Source organism: Streptomyces jumonjinensis, assembly GCF_009600885.1.
Classification (GTDB): domain Bacteria; phylum Actinomycetota; class Actinomycetes; order Streptomycetales; family Streptomycetaceae; genus Streptomyces; species Streptomyces jumonjinensis.
The window spans coordinates 10,363-32,182 of the sequence record NZ_VCLA01000105.1 but is presented as its reverse complement, the minus strand read 5'-3'; the positions used below and the strand labels follow the sequence as shown (position 1 = coordinate 32,182).

Genomic DNA, 21,820 nt, shown 5'->3' with positions numbered 1-21,820 from the left:
TGGCCGGCGGTTCCGGTGGAGCGTGGGAGGAACGGCCGGTTTCCCCGGGGGAAACACCGAAGGCCGCCCCTCGGGCGGCCTTCGCGAGTGAATGTGAGTACGCGCAGTCAGCGGGCCGCCGGATGAGCGGTCCACCACCAGTTCTGGTTCAGATGACTCTGGTCACTGTGCGCGAGCATGCCGGGAACCCTACCCCAACCGTCCGCCGGCGAGCGGACCGATGGAGTCTGTCTCATTTAGTGGGCGGCCTCGGGAGCGCGGGCGGCGACCCCGTACTGTTGGCGATGTGACCGTGAACGCTAAGACCACCCCCGCTGGTGGCAACACCTGGCGAGACCTGCCCGCGGCGCAGCAGCCCGAGTACCCCGATGCCGAGGCTCTGCGCGATGTGATCGCGGACCTCGAATCGTATCCACCGCTCGTCTTCGCGGGCGAGTGCGACCAGCTGCGCGCCCGGATGGGAGCCGTCGCCAGGGGCGAAGCGTTCCTGCTCCAGGGCGGCGACTGCGCCGAGTCCTTCGACGCCGTCGGCGCCGACCAGATCCGGGCCAAGCTCAAGACGCTGCTCCAGATGGGCGCGGTGCTCACCTACGCGGCCTCCGTGCCCGTGGTGAAGATCGGCCGTATCGCCGGCCAGTACTCCAAGCCGCGCTCCAAGCCGACCGAGACCCGCGACGGGCTGACGCTCCCCACCTACCGGGGCGACTCCGTCAACGGCTTCGCCTTCACCGAAGAAGCCCGCATCCCGGACCCCGAGCGGCTCAAGCGGATGTACAACGCCTCCGCCGCGACGCTCAACCTGGTGCGCGCCTTCACCACCGGCGGCTACGCCGATCTGCGCCAGGTGCACGCCTGGAACCAGGACTTCGTGAAGTCCTCGCCTTCGGGCCAGCGCTACGAGCAGCTCGCCCGTGAGATCGACAACGCGCTGAACTTCATGGAGGCGTGCGGCACCGACCCGGCGGAGTTCCGTACGGTCGAGTTCTACGCCTCCCATGAGGCGCTGCTGCTCGACTACGAGTCGGCGCTCACCCGCACCGACTCCCGTACCGGAGAGCTCTACGACGTCTCGGGCCATATGGTCTGGATCGGTGAGCGCACCCGCCAGCTGGACGGGGCGCACATCGAGTTCGCGTCGAAGATCCGCAACCCCATCGGCATCAAGCTCGGCCCGACGACCACCGTGGACGAGGCGCTGACCTACATCGACCGGCTGGACCCGGAGCGCGAGCCCGGCCGGCTGACCTTCATCGTCCGGATGGGCGCCGACAAGGTCCGCGACAAGCTCCCCGAGCTGGTCGAGAAGGTCACCGCCTCCGGCGCCACCGTGGCCTGGGTGACCGACCCGATGCACGGCAACACCTTCGAGGCCGCCTCCGGTCACAAGACCCGGCGTTTCGACGATGTGCTCGACGAGGTCAAGGGCTTCTTCGAGGTGCACAAGGCGCTGGGCACGCACCCGGGCGGCATCCACGTCGAGCTCACGGGCGACGATGTGACGGAGTGCGTGGGAGGTGGCGACGAGATTTTCGTCGACGATCTGCACCAGCGCTACGAGACGGCCTGCGACCCCCGGCTCAACCGCAGCCAGTCCCTGGACCTGGCCTTCCTGGTCGCCGAGATGTACCGCGACCAGTGAGACCGTCCGCGGACGGCTGAGGCGGGCCATGGCCCGCTGATCTCTCCGCGGGGCCGCTGAACAGTACGACGGTGGGGCACGGATCCATGTGATCCGTGCCCCACCTCGCTTATAGCCGGTGTTCCGCCGCTGTCGAGGCAGGTAAGGTTAGGTTAGCCTCACCGAGAAATCGGGTAAGGCACGACCAACAGTCCTTCGGGAGCCTCGGGAGGTGAACCGCGTGTACGTCTGCTCTTGTTTCGGGATCACCGAGAAGCAGGTGAAGGAACACGCGGCAGCCGGAGCCTGCACTCCCCGCCAGATAGCCTCCGCCAGTAAGGCGGGCACGGACTGCGGATCGTGTGTGCGCAGGATTCAGTCCCTCCTCGGCCGGGGCAATTGCCCGCGCCGGGAACTGCTCGATGAGGGAAAGCCGGCGCTGGCGGCCGTGGCCGTCGACGAAGCGGCCTAGTAGCCCGCTCGCTCTCCGTCCAGCCGTCCAGCCGTCCAGTCGTTCCGCGCTCCGCCTGGCTTTCCGCCTAGCTCTCCGGCTGCTCGATCTGCTGCGCCAGATAGAGCGGCTCGCCCAGTGACTCGATCAGCTCCAGCTGGGTGTCGAGATAGTCGATGTGGTGCTCCTCGTCCTCAAGGATCGACTCGAAGATATTCGCCGAGGTCACATCCCCCTTCGCGCGCATCACCTCGATGCCTCGCTTGAGCCGGGCGATCGCCTCCACCTCGACCTGCCGGTCCGCCTGGAACATCTCGGTCACCGTCTGGCCGACCCGTACATGGAAGAGACGCTGGTAGTTCGGCAGACCGTCGAGGAACAGAATGCGTTCCGTCAGTACGTCCGCGTGCTTCATCTCGTCAATGGATTCGGCGCGCGTGTACTTGGCCAGCTTTGTCCAGCCCTTGTTCTCCTGGATGCGATAGTGGAGCCAGTACTGGTTGATCGCGGTCAGCTCGCCGGTCAGCTGCTCATTGAGGAACTCGATGACCTCGGGGTCGCCCTGCATCGCGGATGCTCCTTCCACGTGTATCGCCTCGGGGGGCAGGTGCGCGCATCCTCGCATCGCCATCGGGAGCCGTCCAGTAAGTGCCTCCTTAGTAGGAGTTGCCCGAATCGGGCCAGACCTGGTCATGACCACCCCTCCCGATCTGTCACCATTGAGGCATGGGTCAGCCGGAGAGCCGGGATTATCGTGGGCCGGAGGATTCCGCGCTTCCCCCGGGACAGCGAGTGCAGCGCGGCTGGCCGGTCACCCACTACGGACCCGTGCCCAAGTTCAAGCCGGACCGCTGGGAGTTCAGGGTCTTCGGCGCCACGGCAGACGGCGATAAACACTGCTGGAACCATGCGGAATTCTCGGTGCTGCCCTTTTCGACGGTCGTCGCCGATCTGCACTGCGTCACGAAATTCAGCATGCTCGGGGCCGAATGGGGTGGTGTGCCCACCCGGACGATCGTGGATCTCGCGCCGCCCGCGCCCGGCGTCACTCATGTCATGGTCTGGGCCGAATACGGATTCAGCGCGAATATGCGGCTCTCCGACTTCACCGCCGAGCGTGCGATTTTCGCCACCCATAAGGACGGTGAGCTGCTCACCGCGGAGCACGGGTTTCCGCTACGGCTGATCGTGCCGCATCTCTATGCCTGGAAGGGGCCCAAATGGGTCCGGGGTGTGGAGTACATGACCGCCGACCGGCGGGGCTTCTGGGAGGAGCGGGGGTACCACAACCTCGGCGACCCCTGGCGGGAGCAGCGGTACTCCTACCAGGAGGAGCCCGGAGACGGCCCCGAGCTGTAGGCCGCCGTATCCGGGCCGGCCGGGCTCCGGGCCGGCTGGGCTCCGGAGGGTCGGGCTCCGGAGGGTCGGGAGCCGGAAGACCGGGCTCCGGAAGACCGGGTCCGGAAGCCGGGAGTTCCTCCGTAGGGTCCGCGCGGAGTGCCGCCTCAGTGGAACTGGTGCATCACGGCGTGGCCCTTGCCGCGTCCGATCAGCCACTTGTTGACCGGAGTGGTCACCGCGAAGGCGACCGCGAAGGCGATGGCGAGGGCGTACCAGAACAGCCCGTCCGTGAGCTCGGCGTGCATCGCCCCGGGCCAGAGCGCCAGCACGCTGTTGTCGGTGATCTCCATGACCGCGATGGAGAGGGTGTCGGCGGCGAGCGCGACCTTGAGGGCCGCCTTGAAGCTGAGGCCCGCCCGGAGAATCGTGAACATGGTGAACGAGTAGCCGAAGATGAAGGCCAGGAAGATCGCCAGGGCCATTGTCGGCGCGTTGTGCCAGCCCAGCGCGGTGCCGATCACCATGCCGAGCACCTCGCCGATGGCGCAGCCGATGAGGCAGTGGAGGGTCGCTCTGGCGGCCATGCCCCAGCTGACCCCGCCGCCGTGCTGATGGTGGCCATGACCCTGGCCATGCCCCCCGGAACCGTGGTTCTCGTGCGCGCTGTGGGCGTCGTGGCGATGGTCCATGGAGTCCGAGGGCTGGCCGTGTCCCGCGTGGTGGGCATGGGCGTCGTGCTGCATGAGAGATCCCCAAAGTCAGGTATAAGGTTCCTGTCGACTCAGGAACCTTATACCCCCTAGGGGTATCCCGCTACCCTATTGATCACTACTGGCGGAGGCTCTTCAGCAGCGCCACGTCCGCCGCATGCCCTTCCTTGCCGCCGGGCGTCTCGATGATCAGCGGCACACCCGCGGTCGCCGGATGCCGCAGCAGCGCCCGGAACGGCTCTTCGCCTATATGACCCGCGCCGATATTGGCGTGCCGGTCCCTGTGCGCGCCGACGGTCTCCTGGGAGTCATTGGCGTGGATCAGCTTGAGCCGCCCCTCGCCGACCGTCTCCACCAGCAGGTCCAGGGTCCGGGTGGTTCCGTCCGGGGCCGCGAGATCGTGTCCGGCCGCGTAGATATGGCAGGTGTCGAGACAGACGCCGAGCCGGGGGTGGGAGTCCAGCGCCTCGAAGTACGGGCCGAAGTCCTCGGCGCGGGAGCAGAGCGAGAAGCCCTGTCCCGCCGTGGACTCCAGCAGCAGAAACGGGTCGTCGTCATGGGTCAGCTCGTCCAGCAGCGGCAGCATCAGCTCCCGCGCCTGCGCCAGGGCCACCTCGCGGGAGCGGCCCCCGGTCGCCGAACCGGTGTGCACCACCACCCCCAGCGCGCCGATCTCCCGGCCTCTGCGGAGCGAGTGGCGCAGCGAATCGACGGACCGCTCGGCGGTGGCCTCGGTGTGCGAGCCGAAGTTGATCAGATACGGCGCATGGACATACGCGGTGAGGCCGTCCTCGGCGCATCCGGTGCGGAACGCCTCGTCCTGCGCCGGATTGCCCGGGGGCGTCGCCCAGCCGCGCGGATTGGCCACGAAGACCTGAAGGGTCTCCGCCTTCAGCTCATGGGCGTATCCGAGACCGGTTCTGGCGAGGCCGCCCGCCACGGGTACATGTCCGCCGACGGGATTGCGCATGGTGTGTCTCTGAGTCTCTCGATCGGGTGCGGGGTCTGTGTACGGGCGCGGGTGGTGATGCTCCTGGGCCCCGGGAGGCTCCCGGGGCGGGGCCGGGCGGCGGGGGCGGGTCAGAGCCCCTTGAGCGTGATGGTCACTGTGCTCCCCTCGGGCGCACGGCCGCCCGCTTCCGGGGACTGGCGCTCCACGGTGTCGCCGAGATAGGGGAAGCTCTTCTCGACCTCGACCTCGAAGCCCGCGGACTCCAGCTCGCTCCTGGCGTCGTCGGCGCTCCTGCCCGTGACATCGGGGACGCTGACCTGGCGCGGGCCCTTGGAGACCGTCAGGGTGACCGTGTCGCCGCTCGCCAGCTTGGCGCCCCCGGTCGCGGACTGACGGGCGACGGAGCCCGCCTTCTGCACCGAGTTGACCCGTCCGGAGGCGATCTCCACCGTGAAACCGGCGCCCTCAAGAGCGGCGGTGGCCTCCGCCACCGGATCTCCGGTCACATCGGGGACCTTGACCGGCGCACCCCTGCTGACCGTCAGCGCCACCGGGGAGTCAGGGCTGCGCCCCGCTCCCGCCTGCGGGTCCGTACGGATCACCGAGCCCTGGGGGACCGTCTCGCTGAAGGCCCTGCTGACGGTTCCGGGGGTCAGCCCGGCGTCCTTCAGTCTGCGCTCGGCCGTGGCGAGCGGATCGCCGCCGACCGAGGGCACCCGGACGATCTCCGGTCCGCGCGAGACGATGAGCGTCACCGAGCCGTTGCCCCGGATCCGCTCAAGAGTGGCGGGGGCGGTGCCGATGACCGCGCCCCGCTCGACCGTGTCGCTGAACCGCTCGCGCACCTCGCGCACATCGAGCCCGGCCCTCTCCAGCCGCTGGCGGGCATCGCTCTCGGTCTGGCCGATGACGGCCGGAACACGGGTGAACTGTCCGGAATTGATGTACCAGACGCCGACTCCCAGACCGAGGGCCGCCAGCACCGCCGCCGCGAGCGCGAGCACGCCACGCCGGGGGAGGGTAAGCCTCTGCCCGCGCCGGGCGGACCGCTCGGGCGGGGCGGGCGGCATGACCAGCCTCGCCGTATGACCGGCCCCGGACCCCTCCAGGGGGAGCGCCCGCGGGACCACGTCCGTACGCTCCTCCGATCCGGTGGCGGCCTCGCGCCGGGCCTGGTCATGGGCGCGCGGCGGCAGCAGATCCAGCTGCTCGTCCGAGAGCGCCTCCCGGGCCTCCCGGGTCAGGGACAGCAGCGCCACCGCGTCATGGGGCCGTGCCCCGGGATCGCGCGCCGTGGCGGTCGCGACGAGCGAGTCCAGCTCGGGGGCGAGCCCCGGGACGGCGCGGGACGGCGCGGGAACGTCCTCGTTCAGATGCTGGAAGAGCACTTGCGCGGGGGTCTCGCCGGTATGCGGCTTGGAGCCGGTCAGCATCTCGTAGAGGACGACCCCGCAGGCGTACACATCGGTACGGGTGCCGGACGCGCCGTCCTCGATCTGCTCGGGCGCGAGATAGGAGACCGTGCCCAGGACGGCGCCGGTGGTCTGGGTGACGGAGCCGACGGTCCGTACGAGACCGAAGTCGGCGACCTTGACCCGGCCGTCGTCCCCGATGAGCACGTTCTCCGGCTTGACGTCGCGGTGGACGAAGCCGGCCCGGTGGGCGGCGCCCAGTGCGGCGAGCACCGGCTCCAGGATGTCGAGCGCCGCTCTCGGGCGCAGCGCGCCGCGCTCGCGCAGCACATCGCGCAGGGTGCAGCCCGCGACGTACTCCATGGCCAGATAGACGTACGCGCCCTCCGCGCCCTGGTCGAAGACCGCCACCACATTGGGGTGGGCGAGCCGGGCCACGGATTTGGCCTCGCGGATGAAGCGCTCCACGAAGGAGGCGTCGACGGCGAGGGCGGGATGCATCACCTTGAGCGCCAGCTCGCGGTCGAGCCGGGTGTCCAGGGCCCGGTAGACCGTGGCCATACCGCCGACGGCGATACGCGCGTCGACGCGGTAGCGGCCGTCGAGCACATGCCCGACGAGAGGGTCCTGGAGGGTCGTGTCCACCCCAGGATTCTACGAGCCGCCTCGGACAGCCCCGTAGCGGCGGGGCGGGACCGGGCCGTATCGCAGCCGAGCTGTGACAGCGCGGCGGAGGGTACGGCTCCGGTCCCGGGGTCGGCTCGACCGGGCCGGGCTGGGCCCGCGCGCCAGGCCGGTCCGGTGCACCCCCCGCCCGGCGCCGTACGGTCACCGGTCGTCGCCAGCCACCAGACACCAGCAGTCGTCACCGGTCACTGTCGGTCGTCAGTAGTCGTCACCGTCTCAGAACGCCGGGCGCTCCGGGTCCAGCGCCGCCATGCCCGCCATCGGGGAGGACGCCTCCGCGAAGTGTCTGCGGGGGATCCGGCCCGCGCGCCGGGCGAACCGGCCCGCCTCCACCGCGTACCGCATCGCCTCCGCCATCAGCACCGGCTCCTGGGCGCGGGTCACGGCCGAGGCCAGCATCACCGCCGAGCACCCCAGCTCCATCGCGAGCGCCACGTCGGACGCCGTGCCCGCGCCCGCGTCCAGGATCACCGGCACCTGTGCGCTCTCCACGATCAGCTGGAAGTTGTGCGGGTTGCGGATGCCGAGGCCGGAGCCGATGGGGGAGCCCAGCGGCATGATCGCGGCGCAGCCCGCGTCCTGGAGCCGGCGGGCGAGCACCGGATCGTCATTGGTGTAGGGCAGCACCGTGAAACCGTCGTCGACCAGCGTCTCCGCCGCGTCGAGCAGCTCCACCGGATCGGGCAGCAGGGTCCGCTCGTCCGCGACGACCTCCAGCTTGATCCAGTCGGTGCCCAGGGCCTCGCGCGCCAGCCGGGCGGTGAGCACGGCCTCACCGGCCGTGAAACAGCCGGCCGTGTTGGGCAGCACCCGGATGCCGAGCCGCTCCAGCACGGACAGGACCGACCCCTGGACGGTGGGGTCGAGCCGGCGCATCGCGACGGTGGTGAGCTCGGTGCCGCTGGCGATCAGCGAGCGTTCCAGCACATCCAGGCTGGACGCGCCGCCGGTGCCCATGATCAGCCGGGAGTCGAAAGAGGTGTCGCCGATGGTGAGACGGTCGTCGGACATGGTGCGGTCAGCCTCCCTGCACGGCGGTGAGGACTTCGATCCGGTCGCCCTCGCCGAGCGGGGTCTGCGCCCACCGGCTGCGCGGGACGACCGCCTCGTTGACGGCGGCGGCGACCCCCGCCCCGGTGGCGGTGAACTCCGCGACCAGGGTGTCCAGGGTGGTTCCGGTGGCGAGTTCACGCCGTTCGCCGTTGAGGGACACGGCCATGGGAAGACTGTTCATACAGGCTGCTCCTGGGAGAGGGGGGAGAAGCGGCGGGGGGTGAAGGGCCGGGCCTCGTCCGGCAGTACGCCACAGGTCAGGGAGGTCGCCAGGGCGTCGCCGGTGACGGGGGTGAGAAGCACCCCGTTGCGGTGGTGGCCGGTGGCCAGCTGGAGTCCCGGCAGGGTGGTCGGGCCGAGCAGCGGAGCGTTGTCCGGGGAGCAGGGGCGCAGTCCGGCGCGGGTCTCGGTCAGCGGCAGCTCGGTGATGCCGGGGACCAGTTCATGGGCGTCGCGCAGCAGTTCGTAGACGCCGCCCGCCGTGACGGTGGTGTCCCAGCCGAGCTCCTCGCTGGTCGCGCCGACGACCAGCTCGCCGCTCTCGCGCGGCACCAGATAGACATGGCTGCCGCGGACCACGGCCCGTACGGTCCGCGACAGAAAGGGGGCGTGGGACGGGGGCACGGTCAGCCGCAGCACCTGGCCCTTCACCGGGCGCACCGGAGGCAGCACCTCCGCCGGCACCCCGCCGAGGCGTCCGCTCAGACTGCCCCCGGCGAGCACCACCTGCTCCGCGCTCAGCTTCCCGCCCGTGCGGAGCTCGGCTCCGACGGCCCGGTCGCGATGGACCGTCAGCCGCTCGGCCCAGTCGCGGCAGAAGGTCACCCCGGCTCGTTCGCAGGCTGTGACCAGCGCGGACGCCAGACGTCTGGGGTCGACCTGGTGGTCGCCGTCCACCCGCAGCCCACCGCGTACGCCGGGTGCGAGCATCGGCTCCAGACGGCGGCACTCCCGGCCGCTCAGCCACTGGGACTCCAGGCCCGACCGGGTCTGGAGGGCGTGCAGTTCGCGCAGATGGGCGCGGTCGTCGGCGTCGAGGGCGACGGCCAGGGTCCCGCAGGCGCGGTAGCCGACGGACTGGCCGCTCGCCTCCTCCAGCTCGCCCGCGAAGTCGGGATAGCGGTGCGCGGACGCCAGATTGAGGGCGAGCAGGGTCTCCTCGCCGTAGTGCAGTTCGGTGACGGCGGCGAGCATCCCGGCGGCGACCTGGGCGGCTCCACCGCCCGGCGCCGGATCGACGACGGTCGTGCGCAGCCCGCGCTGGGCGGTCCGCCAGGCCGTGACCAGGCCGATGATTCCGCCCCCGATGACGAGGACGTCCGAGGTGCGCGTCGGCCGGTGTTGCTCGTCCCGTGTTCCAGGGATATGCGACATGGGCGGTCAGCCCCTCCCTTCGCCGGCATGACCCGGATCAGGTTCGTACGGTCGGAGACCGTCCAGTCTCCCTCTCAGCCCGGTGCGTCCGGGCTCCCGCGAGTGCTTTACGGTGGCCACCCTAACCCCAGGCCCCGGGTGTCGGATAGGACGCGATGGGGCGGTGGCATGTCGGCGCAAGGGACACAACGGACGCAAGGGAGCAGCAGCAGTGGCAGGGTCGCTTGACGGGCTCGTCTTCTCACCCATCGCGGATCAGGCTCCGGGGCAGGTGGGCACCCGCACCCGCTTCACTTATCACGAGCGCGATGGCCGGATCTGGGCCGAGTACGCGGGCGGTGACGTGGTCCAGGGGCATCTGGTGGGCACCCGGGCGGGGGACCGGCTGGACTTCCGCTATGTGCAGTTGAAGACGGACGGCGCCACCTCTTCCGGTCACTGTGTCTCGACCGTGGTCGAACTGCCCGATCTGCGGCTGCGGCTGGAGGAGACCTGGGCGTGGGAGTCCCAGGAGGGCAGCGGGACGAGCGTGGTCGAACAGCTGCCGTGAGACCCGTCCCGGCGGCCCTCTTCTCTGACGATCTATCAGATACGTAAGGTTGGCACGTGAGCGAGCAGCGGATTGAGCAGCAGACGCGTCGGGTGGTCGTCGTCGGAGCGGGCATGGCCGGGGTGCAGACCTCCGTCGCGCTGCGCGAGCAGGGCTTCACCGGACCCATCACCCTGATCGGCGCGGAACCCCACCAGCCCTACGACAGGCCGCCGCTCTCCAAGGCGATCCTGCTCGGCACGGCCGAGGAGTCCGCCTTCGAGGTGGACTTCGAAGAGCTCCGCATCGAACTGCGGCTCGGCTGCGCGGTGACCGGCGTCCGGCCCGCGGCGCACGAGCTGGACACCGAGGCCGGACCGGTCCCGTACGACACCCTCGTCATCGCCGCGGGCGCCGAGCCGATCACCCTGCCCGGCGCCGAGGGCGTCCCCGGCGTCCATCTGCTGCGCACCCTCGACGACGCGGCCCGGCTGCGGCCCGTCCTCGCCGCACAGCACCGCATCGTGGTCGTCGGCGCGGGCTGGATCGGCGCAGAGTTCGCCACCGCCGCCCGGCAGGCGGGGTGCGAGGTCACCGTCGTGGAGGCCGCCGACCGCCCGCTGGCCGGGGCGCTGCCCGCCGAGGTCGCCGCCCCGATGGCCGACTGGTACGCGGAGCTCGGCGTCGAGCTGATCACCGGCGCGCGCGTCGCGGGCGTCGAGCCGGGCACGGTGCTGCTGGCGGACGGTCGGCGGCTCACGGCGGGGGCGGTGGTCGTCGGCATCGGCGCCCGCCCCGCCACCGGCTGGCTCGCCGGCTCAGGCATCGGGACCGGGCCGGACGGCGCGATCACCGCCGACGAGCATCTGCGCACCTCGGACCCCGATGTGTACGCGGTCGGGGACTGCGCCTCCTTCCCCTCCGCGCGCTACGGCAGACGGCTGCTGATCCACCACTGGGACAACGCCCTCCAGGGGCCGAGGACCGTCGCCGCCAATGTGATCGCCGCGACCGCCGGCGAGCCGCCGCAGAGCTATGACCCGGTGCCGTACTTCTGGTCCGAGCAGTTCGGCAGGTTCGTCCAGTACGCGGGCGACCACACCGGCGCCGACACGGCCGTATGGCGGGGCGACCCAGGGGAGCCCGCCTGGTCGGTGCTGTGGCTGCGCGACGGCGTCCTCATCGCGCTGATCGCGGTCGGCCGCCCCCGGGACCTGGCGCAGGGCCGCAAGCTCATCCTCGCCGGCGCCAGGCTGGATCCGGAGCGGGCGGCGGACCCCTCCGTACCTCTGAAGGACGCCTCCGGCTGAGCGGTCCAAGGCCCCCGGGGAACCGGCCCCGAGCAGGTACGATGCCAGGATCGTGGGTACGGCGGGCGAGAAGTGGGCGGGGCCCAGCTACCCACTGTCAGTCCCCGATGGCAGGCTTGTCCTGTGACCGAGATTGACGTAAAGATCGATGCTCTCGTCCCTGCCGGGCTCACCCTCCCCGACATCGCGGAAATGCTCGATGTCGAGGTGACGCGTGTGCGGCAGCTGGTCAAGGAGGGCCAGCTGATCGCCGTGCGCCGGGGTGAGAACCGGGTGCTTCAGGTTCCCGCCGCCTTCATCAGCGGCGAGAAGGTCGTCAAGGGCCTCTCCGGCACCCTGACGCTCCTGAGGGACGACGGCTTCACCGACGAAGAGATGCTGGAGTGGCTCTTCACCCCCGACCCGACCCTGCCGGGCACCCCCGCGCAGGCGCTCAGCGAGAATCGCGGCACGGAAGTGAAGCGCCGGGCACAGGCCCTCGCCGTCTGAGGTTCCTGCCCGCTGCCCCGCGCGCGCCGGCCGGCCTCTCATGTCCCCGGTGCGCGCCGGGCCGGCACCACGGCCTGTGGTGCGACGACATCATGTGGTGCGCGGGCGGAGCGGGCACGCCCTCAGGGGGCCTGCCCGCTCCGCCCGCGCACCGCCGACCCATCTGGGGGGATCACCATGCCCGCGAGGCGAGCGTCGCTGTCCGACGCACTGCTCTACCTCTGCACGGACGCCCGTAGACGCCAGGGCGACCTCGCCGAATTCCTGGACGCGGTCCTCGCCTCCGGGGTGGACATCGTCCAGCTGCGCGACAAGGGCATGGAGGCCGCGGAGGAGCTCGACGCCCTCCAGGTCTTCGCCGACGCCTGCCGACGGCACGGCACCCTCCTCGCGGTCAACGACCGCGCGGACGTCGCCCATGCCATCGGCGCCGACGTGCTCCATCTGGGGCAGGGGGATCTGCCGGTCCCGGCGGCCCGCGCCATCCTCGGCGAGGGCCCCCTCATCGGCCGCTCCACCCACACCGCGGCCGAGGCCGAGGCGGCAGCCGCCGAGCCGGGCGTGGACTACTTCTGTACCGGGCCCTGCTGGCCCACCCCCACCAAGCCCGGACGGCACGCCCCCGGCCTGGATCTGGTCCGCCACACCGCCGCGCTGGGGACCGACCGCCCCTGGTTCGCGATCGGCGGGATCGACGCGGGCAATCTCGACCAGGTCCTGGACGCGGGAGCCCGGCGGGTCGTCGTCGTACGGGCGATCACGGAGGCGGACGACCCGGCGGCAGCCGCCGCCGACCTCAGCAAGCGGATACGGGCACGCGGCGTCTAGCAGACCCGTCCGATGGATCTTGCCGGACCGGCCTGATCCCTCGGAGACGCCGTGGCCGCGTCGCTCGGATCGTGCTGGATCGCCTGATCCGGACAGTGGCCGCCACCCTTCCCGGCCCCCGCGTCACACCCCCGCCGGTACGCCGTTCACCTGCGGATACGGCCCCGCGCGGGGGCACGGCGTGATCAAGCCGAATCCTGATCAGCCGTGTCCGAAGGGTGGACTCCGGTTGGGTGACCCCCTAGCCCCCGATAACCTGCGGGTATGGCCCTCGGAACCCCATCGACAAGGACAGACCGCGCACGTACGGTGCGCGAATTGCTCGCGACCGGTAAAACGTCGTACTCCTTCGAGTTCTGGGCACCCAAAACCGAGAAGGGCGAGCGGAATCTCTGGAACGCCCTGCGCCGGGTCGAGGCGGTGGCCCCGAGCTTTGTCTCGGTGACCTACGGAGCGGGCGGTTCCACCCGCGCGGGCACCGTCAGGGCCACCGAACAGATCGCCGCCGACACCACGCTCACCCCCGTCGCCCACCTCACCGCCGTCGACCACTCCATCGCCGAACTCCGCAATATGATCGGCCAGTACGCCGACGCGGGGATCCGCAACATCCTCGCCGTCAGGGGCGACCCGCCCGGCGACCCCATGGGCGAGTGGGTCAAGCACCCCGACGGAGTGACCTACGCGGCCGAACTGGTCCGGCTCATCAAGGAGTCCGGCGACTTCTGTGTGGGCGTCGCCGCCTTCCCCGAGATGCATCCGCGCTCCCAGGACTGGGACACGGACATCCAGCACTTCGTCGACAAGTGCCGCGCCGGGGCCGACTACGCCATCACCCAGATGTTCTTTCTGCCCGAGGACTATCTGCGGCTGCGCGACCGGGTCGAGGCGGCCGGCTGCGACACCCCGATCATCCCGGAGATCATGCCGGTCACCAGCGTCAAGCAGCTCGAACGGTTCGCGCAGCTCAGCAACGCCGCGGTGCCGCGGAGACTGAAAGACCGGATCCTCGACGTCAAGGACGATCCCGTCGCTGTACGCTCGTTGGGAATCGAGTTCGCGACCGAGTTCTGCGCGGAGTTGCTCTCCGAGGGTGTCCCCGGGCTGCACTTCATCACGCTCAACAACTCCACCGCGACACTGGAGATATACGAGAATCTCGGACTGCACCAGCAGTCGTGATCGGCCCGAACCGCCCCGCACGGGAGCGGGGGCCGAAGGAGAGGGGCGGGCATGGGCTGGACGGTCCTCTATATCGCGTTCGGCGTCGTCGCGCTGTGGCTGCTCGGTGAGGTGCTGCTGCAGTACAAGGCGCGGCTGCGCTGGCGACTGCTCGCCTTCGGCGGCTTCCTGGGGGTCGTGCTGGGGGTGCTGATCGGGTCCGTGGTGGTGATCGCCCTCGGAGCGATCGCCTTCGCGACCGGACAGACCTATGTGACGCTCTCGTTCCGCCGGGGATTCTCCACCGGCTGGGCGATCGGCGGCCGGCCCGGAGCCAGCCGCCGCCGCAAGTCCGGCGACCTGGACGGACGTGAACCCGCCCTGGTCGTCTCCGGTGTGGAGGAGACCGCGCCTTCGTACGCGCAGGACTTCCCGCCCTTCGACGCGCCGCTCCCCGGCAGCCCGGACTCCGGCAGCCCGGACTCCGAGCCGGTCTATGAGCCCCTCTCCGCGCACCAGGACCCCGAGCCGGTCTACGAGCCCCAGCCCATGCCGGACGACACCAATGGGTACGGCGTCTACACCGGCGGGTCCTATGAGCAGGACGCCCAGGACCGGAGCGGCCAGGGCGGGCCCGGCGGCCAGGGCGGCGACGAGAGCTACGGCGGCCCGTACGACCCGTACTACGGCGGTGGGCAGCCCGGCGGCCAGGACGGCTTCGGCGCCGACCCGCAGCAGTACGAGCCGTACGCCGCCCCCTACACGGGCGGCCAGCAGTACAACCCCTTCGAGGGGTACGACAGCTTCGGCAACCCGCAGCAGTACGACACCGACCCGTACTACGCACAGCAGCAGCAGTCGCTCACGGACACACCCCCCGGCGGGGTGTGGGTGCCCCAGCAGCGTGACACCGAAGAGCCGGGGCAGGACGGTGCGCAGCAGCAGCAGCCGTCGCAGCAGCAGTACGGCTTTGACGCGGAGTACGACGACAAGCACTACCGCTACTGAGACCGGACGGCCCCCGGGCCCGGAGCGGGCGGCTCCCCGGAGCGGGCGGCCCCGCGCGCGGGCAGGTACTCCGCCTCGGCCGGCCGCCGCCGGGTCAGCGGCCTGCGCAGCTCACCGCCGGGCAGCCGGTCCGCCCAGCGGGCGCACGGCCCGGCGCACGGCTCGGCTCGGCACCCGGCTCGGCACCTGGCTCGGACCGGCACCCGGAACCGAACCGGACCTGCACCCGGACCGGCACCCTTCGCCGGACCCCGGCCGGTCAGGGCGCCAGCGCCCCGGCGCTCACTGCGAGCCCCGGAAACCCGGGCCCTCCACGATCAGCCCCGCGACCAGCGCACCGGACATTCCGGCATGGGCCAGCCCGCCGCCCGGGTGGGCCAGCCCGCCCACCAGATACAGGCCCGGCAGCCCGGTGGTGTTCGCCGGGTGCAGATGACGGCCCCCCGGCCCGGCCAGCGAGGGCGGGGATATCCGCCCCGTCTCGGCGGGCGTGAGGATCTCCTGCCACAGCAGCCGCTCGCGTATCCCCCCGGCGGCGGTCTCTCCGGCGAACGCGCGCTCCGCCGTATCGATCAGCACCTCCGCGTACCGCTCGCGCAGCGCCTTGTCGTGCCAGTCGACCGATCCGCCGTGCCCCGCCACGGTCGCCGAGACGGAGACCGCCTCATGGCCGCCGTCCGGCCGGGTCCGGGGATCGTCCGGCCGCAGCACCGTGACCGTGGGCAGCTCGGCGACCCGGCCGCCGAAGACGGCGGCGGCCTCCGCTCCGGTGTCGGGGGAGTGCACCACACTCCGGTGCGCGGTCGGCGATCCGGCCCCGCGCAGCGCGAGCAGCACGGTGAATCTGCCGGGCAGCGGCTCACCGCCCGCCTCCTGCCGCGGCCGGATGTCGCCGTCCTTCCAGAGCTCGCGCCCCACCAGCCCGGCCGCGTCGGCGCCCGCGACCACATGGTCGGCGTCCACCGCCGTGCCGTCCGCCAGCTCGACGCCCGCCGCCCGGCCGTCCCGCTCCACGACCGCCGTCACCTCCGCCCCGAAGACGAACTCCACTCGCCGGGCCAGACATCTCTCGTACACCGCGCGGGCCAGCTCCCGCAGCCCGCCCTCGACATACCAGCTGCCGAAGGTCTGCTCCATATAGGGCAGCAGCGCGGCGCTCGCCGGGGCATGCCGGGGGTCCAGTCCATACCCCAGCGCACAGCCCTCCAGCAGGGCGGCGAGCCGGGGGTCGGCCAGCTCCCACGCGCCGATCTCCGCGACCGTGGACGCCTGCCGGGAGCGCAGCAGTCTGCGCTGTCTCGGCGCGGGATAGGGGTCGCGCTCCAGCATCCGCCAGTCGGACCAGAGCGGCTCTTCGAGCAGTGGTCGCCGGGAGCGGTCCCAGGCGTCCCGGGCCCGTCCCAGGAACTCCCCCCACCGCTCACCGGCGCCCGCGCCCAGCGCGGCCTCCAGCGCGGAGACGATGCCCGCCCGCGAGGCGTTCGGCAGGGAGACCTCGGCGCCGTCCGCGAAGAGATGTCTGCTCGCCGGATCGACCTGGACCAGGCCGACGCATTTCTCCAGCGGCTCCCGGCCGGTCTTGAGAAACAGATCCCGCCACACGGCCGGCAGATGCAGCAGAGCCGGCCCGGTGTCGAAGACGAAGCCCTCCCGCTCGAAGGAGCCCACCGCGCCGCCATAGGTCGCCGAACGCTCGTACACCGTCACCCGGTGGCCTGCCACGGCCAGCCGGGCAGCCGCCGCCATCGCGCCCATGCCAGCGCCGATCACCGCAATCCGTGCCATGCCAGCGACTCTACCGACCGCCACTGACATTCCCTCCGCACCCCCGTGACCAGCCGGTCTACTCCCGCGACCGGATCGTCGCCGCCAGCCGCCGCTCCTCCCGGCGCTGTGCCCTGCGTCTGCGGAACCGCCGGATCCGGGACGCCATCAGGGCCACCGCGCAGATGCCCAGCACCAGCAGGGTCCCGGCGACGACCGCGGCTGCCACCGGGTTGAAGACCGCGAAGGTGAGGACCCCGGCGACGCTCAGATCCTCCGCCGTGCTCACGGCGATATTGCTGAAAGGCTCCGGCGACGTGTTGACCGCCATCCGGGTGCCCGCCTTGACCAGATGGCTCGCCAGCGCGGTCGAGCCGCCCACCGCGCCGGCGGCGAGCTCCGGCAGCGAACCGCTCTCACCGGCCAGCAGCGCGGCGACGACGGCCCCGGCGACCGGCCGGATGACGGTGTGGACCGAGTCCCACACCGAGTCGACATAGGGGATCCGGTCCGCCACCGCCTCACAGAGGAAGAGCACCCCGGCGGCGATCAGCACATCCGTGCGCTGGAGCGCCTCCGGCACCTCGTCGCTGAGACCGGTGGCGCCGAAGAGGCCCAGCAGCAGGACCACGGCGTAGGCGTTGATCCCGCTGGCCCAGCCGCTCGTGAAGACGAGAGGGAGTACGGACACGGGGTGATCGTAACCAGCCTCCGGCCCGGGAGGCCGGGTACCGGCGCGGACGGCTGAGTACGGCTACCCAGCCGTGAGATGAGTACCCGCGCGGATGGGCGGCGGCCCGGCGGACGGAAGAGTAAGGGCCACGGGAGGGCGCGGCGCCGGTACCGCCGGCACGGGGCGGCGGAACGGCGCGGCTCCCCCGGGCCGGGTGCGGGGGCGCCGGGCGACAGCGGGGGAAAAATCGGGGGAGACCAGGGAAAGGAAGCGGGGGAAAGACCGGGGGGAAGGAAACGGGGGAAGGACCGGGGGGAAGCAGCGGGGGAGCGAACGGGGGAGAAACGGAGGCACGGAGGCACGGAGGCACGGGGGCACGAACGGGGAAACGGAAGGCGCCGGTACGGCAGGAGGCTCGGGGGAGCCCCGCCGTACCGGCGCCTTCTCGTCATGCCGCCCCGTTCACGGGCCCGGCTTCAGCGACCGCTCACCCGCCCGTGCAACAGCAGTGAGAGCGCCCCGTGCACATCGTCCAGCGACCGCTCCCGCTGGAAGGACTGCCAGTCCAGCGCCGCCACCAGCACCATCCCCACCAGCGCCGCCGCGGTGAGCGGAATATCGATCTCCTCGCTCAGCTCACCGCTCTCCACGGCCTCCCGCAGCACCGTCTCGACCACCGCGACCGCCTGCTGACGCACCACCAGCAGCGTGGACTGCCACGCCCGGTTGGTGCGCCACAGCTCGGCCACGTACAGCTGGGTGAAGGCCGGATAGCGGTCGATGAAGACCAGGCCGGCCCTGATCATCGCGTCCAGGGCCTCGACCTTGCCGCCGCCGCGCTCCGCCGTCTCGTCGGCGGCGGACTGCAGCGAGGCGGTCAGCAGACCGACGCCGTACCGCAACAACTCCTCGAACAACTCCGACTTGCTCTTGAAGTTGTAGTAGACCGTGCCCTTCGCCACTCCGGCGCGCTCGGCGATCTCGTCCACCGTGGTCGCCGAGAACCCCTGCTCCGCGATGAGCGTCACCGCGGCCTCGTAGAGCTTCGCCCGAGTCGCCCGGCGTCTGCTGCTGCTGTTGTCCTTCGCGTCCATGGTGTCGATTCTCACAGGTCTCACGGGTTTCACAGGGGTGTTCGCGGCGCGGGCCGGATCGCTCATGGGCTCAGCCGCTCACAGGCTCAGTTCGGGATGGAGCCGGTCGAGCGTCCACACCTGTTTGCGCCGCGCGGTCAGGGCGGTGAGCGCCAGCGCGCCCGCGGTGAAGGCGAGCAGAACCGCGCTCGCCTGCCACACCGGTTCGAGACCGCCGCCGGTGATCAGCCTGCGCAGCGCCTCCACCACATAGCTCATCGGGAGGAAGGGGTGGATGGCGTTGAAGAACGCCGGACTGGTCTGTACGGGATAGGTGCCGCCGGCCGAGGTCAGCTGGAGCATCAGCACGGCCAGGACGAGAATCCGCCCGGCGGCCCCGAAGCGGGCGTTGAGCCATTGGATGATCGAGGCGAAACAGCAGACGACGAGGGCGAGGAAGGCGACCGTTCCGGCGGCGTGCGCCGTCTTCAGCCCCAGCGACCAGTGCAGCACCGCCATCAGCACCCCGACCTGGACCAGTCCGATGGCCACCACCGGCAGCCAGCCCGCCAGCGCGATCCGCCAGGCGGAGCCGCCCGCGGCGAGCGCGCGCCGGTTCATCGGCTGGATGATCATGTACGCGACCATCGCGCCGACCCAGAGGGAGAGCGGGATGAAGTACGGGGCGAACCCGGTGCCGTAGTTGGGCGCCTTGTTCAGGGTCTGGCTGGCCAGCTTCACGGGATCGGCCATCACCTCCGTACGCCGGTCGCGGTCCTTCTCGTCGTAGTCGGGGATCTTCGCCACGCCGTCGTGCAGACCGCCGGCCAGCTCGGCCGAGCCGTCGACGAGTTTGAACATCCCGCCGTCCAGGTCCCCGGCGCCCTCGCGGAGCTTGCCCACACCGCTGTCGATCTCGCTGGAGCCGGTGCGCGCGCCGGTCAGACCGGTGTGCAGCTCGGCGGCGCCCTGGGACAGCGCCCCGGCACCCGTGTTGAGAGTGTTGATCTTGTCGATGGCCGTCGTCAGGTCCTTGTCCAGACCGGGCGCGCGCTCGGCGAGGTCCGTCGCCTTCTGCTGGAAGTCGGCGAGGCGGCCGTCCAGTTCCGTCAGACCGTCCTTGTTGCCCTGGACGAAGGCGCTGACCCCGGCCACGTTCTCGGCGGCGTCGGCGGCGGTGGTCGCGGCGCGTTCCAGGGCGGGGCAGGCGGCGGCGTCGGGCTCCGCCGCGTCCACGCACTGCTCCTGATGGAGCGCCGTCAGCGCGTCGGCCGACTTCTGGGCCTCGGTCGCCGCGGTGGGCGCGGAGTCCGCCAGGGCGCCGAGGTCGTCGCGGATCACCTGCGCGGAGTCGGCGGCCAGCCGGGCCGTGTCGGCGATCGAGGTTCCGTTCTTCTCCAGGAACGGGCGTACGTCCGAGGCATAGGCGTTCACCTTGTCGGAGAGCGCCTGGGTGCCGCTCGCGATCTGGTGCGAGAGGGACTCCAGATCGCTCGCGCCCTGGGTGAGCGTGGCCAGCCCGCCCGCCAGTTTGCCGGTGTTGTCCTTGGCGCTCTTCAGACCGTTCGCGAGCTCCCCGGAGGCGTCCTTCGCCTTTCCGATGCCGCCCTTGAGGTCGTCCGCGCCCTTGGCGGCGTCCGCGGTCGCGTCATGGATGTCCGAGAAGGAGATGAAGATCCGGTCCAGGAACGAGCGGGACGCCTTGGTGGACGCGGCGGTGCGCACCTCGGCGAAGACGGTGCGGGAGACCTGCCCGACGATGTAGTTGTTGGCGTCGTTCGTGCGGACCTGGAGAGCACCGGTCTGCGGCGAGTCGCCCGAACTGGAGGCGACCCGCTCGCTGAAGTCCTTCGGCATGGTCAGCGAGAGGTAGTACGCGCCGTCCTCGACGCCCTTGCGGGCCTCGGCCGCGCTGACCTCGTGCCAGTCGAAGACCTCGCTGTCGCGCAGGCCCTTGGCGATCTCATCGCCCGCGGCGACCTTCTCGCCGTCGGCCTTGGCGCCCTTGTCGTCGTTGACGAGGGCGACGGGGATGCGGTCGAGCCGTCCGTACGGATCCCAGAAGGACCAGAGGTACAGCGCGCTGTACAGCAGCGGCAGCAGCACGATCGCGACCACGGCGGCCCGGGGCAGCTTGCCCCTGCCGAACCGCCTCAACTCAAGCGCGGCCAGTCTCGGCGAACGCATCGGCCGTCTCCTCCTCGTCGTCACCGGTGTGGCTGTCGCTGTCGCTGTCGCTGTCGCTGTCGTTGCCGTCGTCGGCTGTGGCGTGGGCGGGGGCGGGGGCCGCCGTGTCCGCGCGGACGACCGTCGTTCCCTCGGGCGCCTGGCTGCACACCGCGAGCACCGTCGTCCCCGACTCCGCGACCGAGCGCAGCAGTCGCCAGCCCTCGGCCCGCTCGCTGTCGGACAGCTTGAGATCGGCGTCGTCGACGCCGAGCAGCCGGGGGCGTCCGATCAGGGCGAGGGCGATGGAGAGCCGCAGCGCCTGGAGGCGCTCCAGATCGCGTACGGGGGTGCGCTCGCCCTTGGGGAGCGTGTCCGGGTCGAGACCGGCGGCGGCCAGCGCGTCCTCGATCCGGCCCCGGGCCTCGGCGGACCGGTCCGCGCGGGAGCGCAGCAGAAACCGCAGCGAGCCGTCGAACCGGCGCTGGAGCAGGGCCCGCTCGCGCAGATGCTCCGCGACCGTCAGCGCGGGTTCGAGCTCGCTCACGGCCGGTACGGGGCCGAGCGCGCTGATCCTGCGGACGGCGGCCATCCTGCGCGGCAGCGCCAGCCCGCCGACCTCGGCGCGGCCTTCGGCCGGGCGCATCCGGCCGGTGAGCGCCAGCAGCAGACAGGTGCGGCCGGAGCCGGACGGTCCCTCGATCGCGATGAGCGAGCCGGGTTCCGCGTCGATGTCCACCGAGCGGAACGCCCAGCCGCGCGGGCCCTTGAGCCCGAACCCCTCTGCGACGACCGCCGCCCCGTGCGGGCTGTCCACGCACTTCCCCCTCTTTTAGACTGACTAGTCAGTGCAAAAGTTAGCGCTGTCCCGACTGTTGAGGCAAAAGCGCAGGTCAGGGCCGATTGTCAGTGGCGTCCCCCACGATGGACACATACGGCCACAGTGCCGTCACACGACGACAGGAGGTTCGTCATGGCCAGCCGTCCCACGGCAGCCGCGCACCGGCGTCGTACCGCCGGACCTGTCCCCCCGGCGGCGGGGCCCGCGAGCGATGTGCACCCCGTCCCGCGCCGCGCCTCGGCGCCGCCCGCCGCCCTCGGTCTGCTCGCCCAGGCCCGCACCGGCCTCGATGAGGCCGCCGCCCTCGAAACGCCCAACGAGCGGTACGCCACGGCCCATCTCGCCGCTCTGCGCACGGCCGCCGCGGTGCTCGCCGCCCG

Annotated in this window: 22 protein-coding genes and 1 riboswitch; of the genes, 10 read left to right on the top strand and 12 right to left on the bottom strand. The window is 71.3% G+C overall.

Annotated elements, in window-relative coordinates; translation table 11 throughout:
- The first annotated feature begins 286 nt into the window (after nucleotides 1–286).
- On the top strand, nucleotides 287–1,639 hold the full coding sequence (locus FF041_RS12255; RefSeq protein ID WP_323391766.1) for a class II 3-deoxy-7-phosphoheptulonate synthase: 1,353 nt from the start codon (nucleotides 287–289) through the stop codon (nucleotides 1,637–1,639).
- Between the two features lie 211 nt (nucleotides 1,640–1,850).
- The gene (locus FF041_RS12250) at nucleotides 1,851–2,090 is read left to right on the top strand and encodes a (2Fe-2S)-binding protein (protein ID WP_323371215.1); all 240 of its coding nucleotides are present in this window, start codon (nucleotides 1,851–1,853) and stop codon (nucleotides 2,088–2,090) included.
- 67 nt (nucleotides 2,091–2,157) lie between these two features.
- On the opposite strand, the gene bfr is transcribed toward FF041_RS12250, so the two are convergent.
- Nucleotides 2,158–2,637, bottom strand: a complete 480-nt coding sequence (gene bfr / locus FF041_RS12245) for a bacterioferritin (RefSeq protein WP_153481579.1) — start codon at nucleotides 2,635–2,637, stop codon at nucleotides 2,158–2,160.
- A gap of 158 nt (nucleotides 2,638–2,795) precedes the next feature.
- Between bfr and FF041_RS12240 the strand changes: the two genes are divergently transcribed.
- Nucleotides 2,796–3,428 carry a sulfite oxidase-like oxidoreductase gene (locus FF041_RS12240; protein ID WP_153481546.1) on the top strand — a complete coding sequence of 211 codons (633 nt, stop codon included), beginning with the start codon at nucleotides 2,796–2,798 and terminating at the stop codon, nucleotides 3,426–3,428.
- Between the two features lie 146 nt (nucleotides 3,429–3,574).
- Here FF041_RS12240 and FF041_RS12235 read toward each other — a convergent pair whose 3' ends face one another.
- The 6 genes from FF041_RS12235 to thiO all read right to left on the bottom strand — a co-directional run bounded on the left by FF041_RS12235 (nucleotide 3,575) and on the right by thiO (nucleotide 9,598).
- Nucleotides 3,575–4,153 (bottom strand): DUF4396 domain-containing protein, encoded by a 579-nt coding sequence (locus FF041_RS12235; protein ID WP_153522858.1) that lies wholly within the window; start codon nucleotides 4,151–4,153, stop codon nucleotides 3,575–3,577.
- Nucleotides 4,154–4,238: 85 nt separating this feature from the next.
- The gene (locus tag FF041_RS12230; RefSeq protein WP_153522856.1) at nucleotides 4,239–5,090 is read right to left on the bottom strand and encodes a deoxyribonuclease IV; all 852 of its coding nucleotides are present in this window, start codon (nucleotides 5,088–5,090) and stop codon (nucleotides 4,239–4,241) included.
- 110 nt (nucleotides 5,091–5,200) lie between these two features.
- Nucleotides 5,201–7,129: a Stk1 family PASTA domain-containing Ser/Thr kinase gene (gene pknB, locus FF041_RS12225; RefSeq protein WP_323391764.1), complete on the bottom strand. Its 1,929-nt coding sequence runs from the start codon at nucleotides 7,127–7,129 to the stop codon at nucleotides 5,201–5,203.
- Nucleotides 7,130–7,387: 258 nt separating this feature from the next.
- Nucleotides 7,388–8,182, bottom strand: coding sequence for a thiazole synthase (locus FF041_RS12220; RefSeq protein ID WP_153522855.1), 795 nt, complete (start codon nucleotides 8,180–8,182; stop codon nucleotides 7,388–7,390).
- 7 nt (nucleotides 8,183–8,189) lie between these two features.
- The gene (gene thiS / locus FF041_RS12215) at nucleotides 8,190–8,405 is read right to left on the bottom strand and encodes a sulfur carrier protein ThiS (RefSeq protein ID WP_194292000.1); all 216 of its coding nucleotides are present in this window, start codon (nucleotides 8,403–8,405) and stop codon (nucleotides 8,190–8,192) included.
- On the bottom strand, nucleotides 8,402–9,598 hold the full coding sequence (gene thiO / locus FF041_RS12210; protein WP_153522853.1) for a glycine oxidase ThiO: 1,197 nt from the start codon (nucleotides 9,596–9,598) through the stop codon (nucleotides 8,402–8,404). The genes thiS and thiO overlap by 4 nt, the downstream gene beginning before the upstream one ends.
- Nucleotides 9,596–9,708: riboswitch (TPP riboswitch) on the bottom strand. (Overlaps the previous gene by 3 nt.)
- Nucleotides 9,709–9,809: 101 nt before the next feature.
- Between thiO and FF041_RS12205 the strand changes: the two genes are divergently transcribed.
- The 6 genes from FF041_RS12205 to FF041_RS12180 all read left to right on the top strand — a co-directional run bounded on the left by FF041_RS12205 (nucleotide 9,810) and on the right by FF041_RS12180 (nucleotide 14,923).
- A complete protein-coding gene (locus FF041_RS12205; RefSeq protein ID WP_323391762.1) occupies nucleotides 9,810–10,148 on the top strand; it encodes a hypothetical protein in 339 nt (112 codons plus the stop codon).
- A gap of 113 nt (nucleotides 10,149–10,261) precedes the next feature.
- Nucleotides 10,262–11,437 carry an NAD(P)/FAD-dependent oxidoreductase gene (locus FF041_RS12200; protein ID WP_153522899.1) on the top strand — a complete coding sequence of 392 codons (1,176 nt, stop codon included), beginning with the start codon at nucleotides 10,262–10,264 and terminating at the stop codon, nucleotides 11,435–11,437.
- Between the two features lie 123 nt (nucleotides 11,438–11,560).
- Entirely contained in the window at nucleotides 11,561–11,926 is a 366-nt protein-coding gene (locus tag FF041_RS12195) for an Rv2175c family DNA-binding protein (RefSeq protein WP_323391759.1), read from the top strand.
- A 177-nt stretch (nucleotides 11,927–12,103) separates the two neighbouring features.
- Nucleotides 12,104–12,754: a thiamine phosphate synthase gene (gene thiE, locus FF041_RS12190; RefSeq protein WP_153481541.1), complete on the top strand. Its 651-nt coding sequence runs from the start codon at nucleotides 12,104–12,106 to the stop codon at nucleotides 12,752–12,754.
- 264 nt (nucleotides 12,755–13,018) lie between these two features.
- A complete protein-coding gene (gene metF / locus FF041_RS12185; RefSeq protein WP_153481540.1) occupies nucleotides 13,019–13,936 on the top strand; it encodes a methylenetetrahydrofolate reductase [NAD(P)H] in 918 nt (305 codons plus the stop codon).
- A gap of 51 nt (nucleotides 13,937–13,987) precedes the next feature.
- Entirely contained in the window at nucleotides 13,988–14,923 is a 936-nt protein-coding gene (locus FF041_RS12180; RefSeq protein WP_153522851.1) for a hypothetical protein, read from the top strand.
- A 282-nt stretch (nucleotides 14,924–15,205) separates the two neighbouring features.
- Here the strand turns inward: FF041_RS12180 and FF041_RS12175 are convergent, their stop codons facing one another.
- From FF041_RS12175 to FF041_RS12155, 5 genes are all read right to left on the bottom strand, one after another.
- Nucleotides 15,206–16,708 carry a phytoene desaturase family protein gene (locus FF041_RS12175; protein ID WP_153522849.1) on the bottom strand — a complete coding sequence of 501 codons (1,503 nt, stop codon included), beginning with the start codon at nucleotides 16,706–16,708 and terminating at the stop codon, nucleotides 15,206–15,208.
- A 58-nt stretch (nucleotides 16,709–16,766) separates the two neighbouring features.
- Complete coding sequence (locus FF041_RS12170; protein WP_323391757.1) at nucleotides 16,767–17,378, bottom strand: DUF4126 domain-containing protein; 612 nt, start codon at nucleotides 17,376–17,378, stop codon at nucleotides 16,767–16,769.
- Nucleotides 17,379–17,836: 458 nt separating this feature from the next.
- Entirely contained in the window at nucleotides 17,837–18,454 is a 618-nt protein-coding gene (locus FF041_RS12165) for a TetR/AcrR family transcriptional regulator (protein WP_153522847.1), read from the bottom strand.
- A gap of 78 nt (nucleotides 18,455–18,532) precedes the next feature.
- Nucleotides 18,533–20,620, bottom strand: coding sequence for a YhgE/Pip family protein (locus tag FF041_RS12160; protein WP_153522845.1), 2,088 nt, complete (start codon nucleotides 20,618–20,620; stop codon nucleotides 18,533–18,535).
- Nucleotides 20,592–21,416, bottom strand: coding sequence for an ATP-binding cassette domain-containing protein (locus tag FF041_RS12155; protein WP_323391755.1), 825 nt, complete (start codon nucleotides 21,414–21,416; stop codon nucleotides 20,592–20,594). Before FF041_RS12155 ends, FF041_RS12160 begins: the two co-directional genes overlap by 29 nt.
- A 156-nt stretch (nucleotides 21,417–21,572) precedes the next feature.
- On the opposite strand from FF041_RS12155, the gene FF041_RS12150 reads away from it, so the two are divergent.
- Nucleotides 21,573–21,820, top strand: a 248-nt coding sequence (locus FF041_RS12150) for an SAV_6107 family HEPN domain-containing protein (RefSeq protein WP_267133189.1), incomplete at its 3' end; no start/stop codon positions are given.

Excerpts from the sequence above, each read along its gene's own strand:
- FF041_RS12235 (WP_153522858.1), bottom strand. The coding sequence starts at position 4,153 with ATGCAGCACGACGCCCATGCCCACCACGCGGGACACGGCCAGCCCTCG.
- metF (WP_153481540.1), top strand. The coding sequence starts at position 13,019 with ATGGCCCTCGGAACCCCATCGACAAGGACAGACCGCGCACGTACGGTG.
- FF041_RS12220 (WP_153522855.1), bottom strand. The coding sequence starts at position 8,182 with ATGTCCGACGACCGTCTCACCATCGGCGACACCTCTTTCGACTCCCGG.
- FF041_RS12230 (WP_153522856.1), bottom strand. The coding sequence starts at position 5,090 with ATGCGCAATCCCGTCGGCGGACATGTACCCGTGGCGGGCGGCCTCGCC.
- FF041_RS12180 (WP_153522851.1), top strand. The coding sequence starts at position 13,988 with ATGGGCTGGACGGTCCTCTATATCGCGTTCGGCGTCGTCGCGCTGTGG.
- thiE (WP_153481541.1), top strand. The coding sequence starts at position 12,104 with ATGCCCGCGAGGCGAGCGTCGCTGTCCGACGCACTGCTCTACCTCTGC.
- thiS (WP_194292000.1), bottom strand. The coding sequence starts at position 8,405 with ATGAACAGTCTTCCCATGGCCGTGTCCCTCAACGGCGAACGGCGTGAA.
- FF041_RS12200 (WP_153522899.1), top strand. The coding sequence starts at position 10,262 with ATGGCCGGGGTGCAGACCTCCGTCGCGCTGCGCGAGCAGGGCTTCACC.
- thiO (WP_153522853.1), bottom strand. The coding sequence starts at position 9,598 with ATGTCGCATATCCCTGGAACACGGGACGAGCAACACCGGCCGACGCGC.
- FF041_RS12240 (WP_153481546.1), top strand. The coding sequence starts at position 2,796 with ATGGGTCAGCCGGAGAGCCGGGATTATCGTGGGCCGGAGGATTCCGCG.
- FF041_RS12165 (WP_153522847.1), bottom strand. The coding sequence starts at position 18,454 with ATGGACGCGAAGGACAACAGCAGCAGCAGACGCCGGGCGACTCGGGCG.
- bfr (WP_153481579.1), bottom strand. The coding sequence starts at position 2,637 with ATGCAGGGCGACCCCGAGGTCATCGAGTTCCTCAATGAGCAGCTGACC.
- FF041_RS12160 (WP_153522845.1), bottom strand. The coding sequence starts at position 20,620 with ATGCGTTCGCCGAGACTGGCCGCGCTTGAGTTGAGGCGGTTCGGCAGG.
- FF041_RS12175 (WP_153522849.1), bottom strand. The coding sequence starts at position 16,708 with ATGGCACGGATTGCGGTGATCGGCGCTGGCATGGGCGCGATGGCGGCG.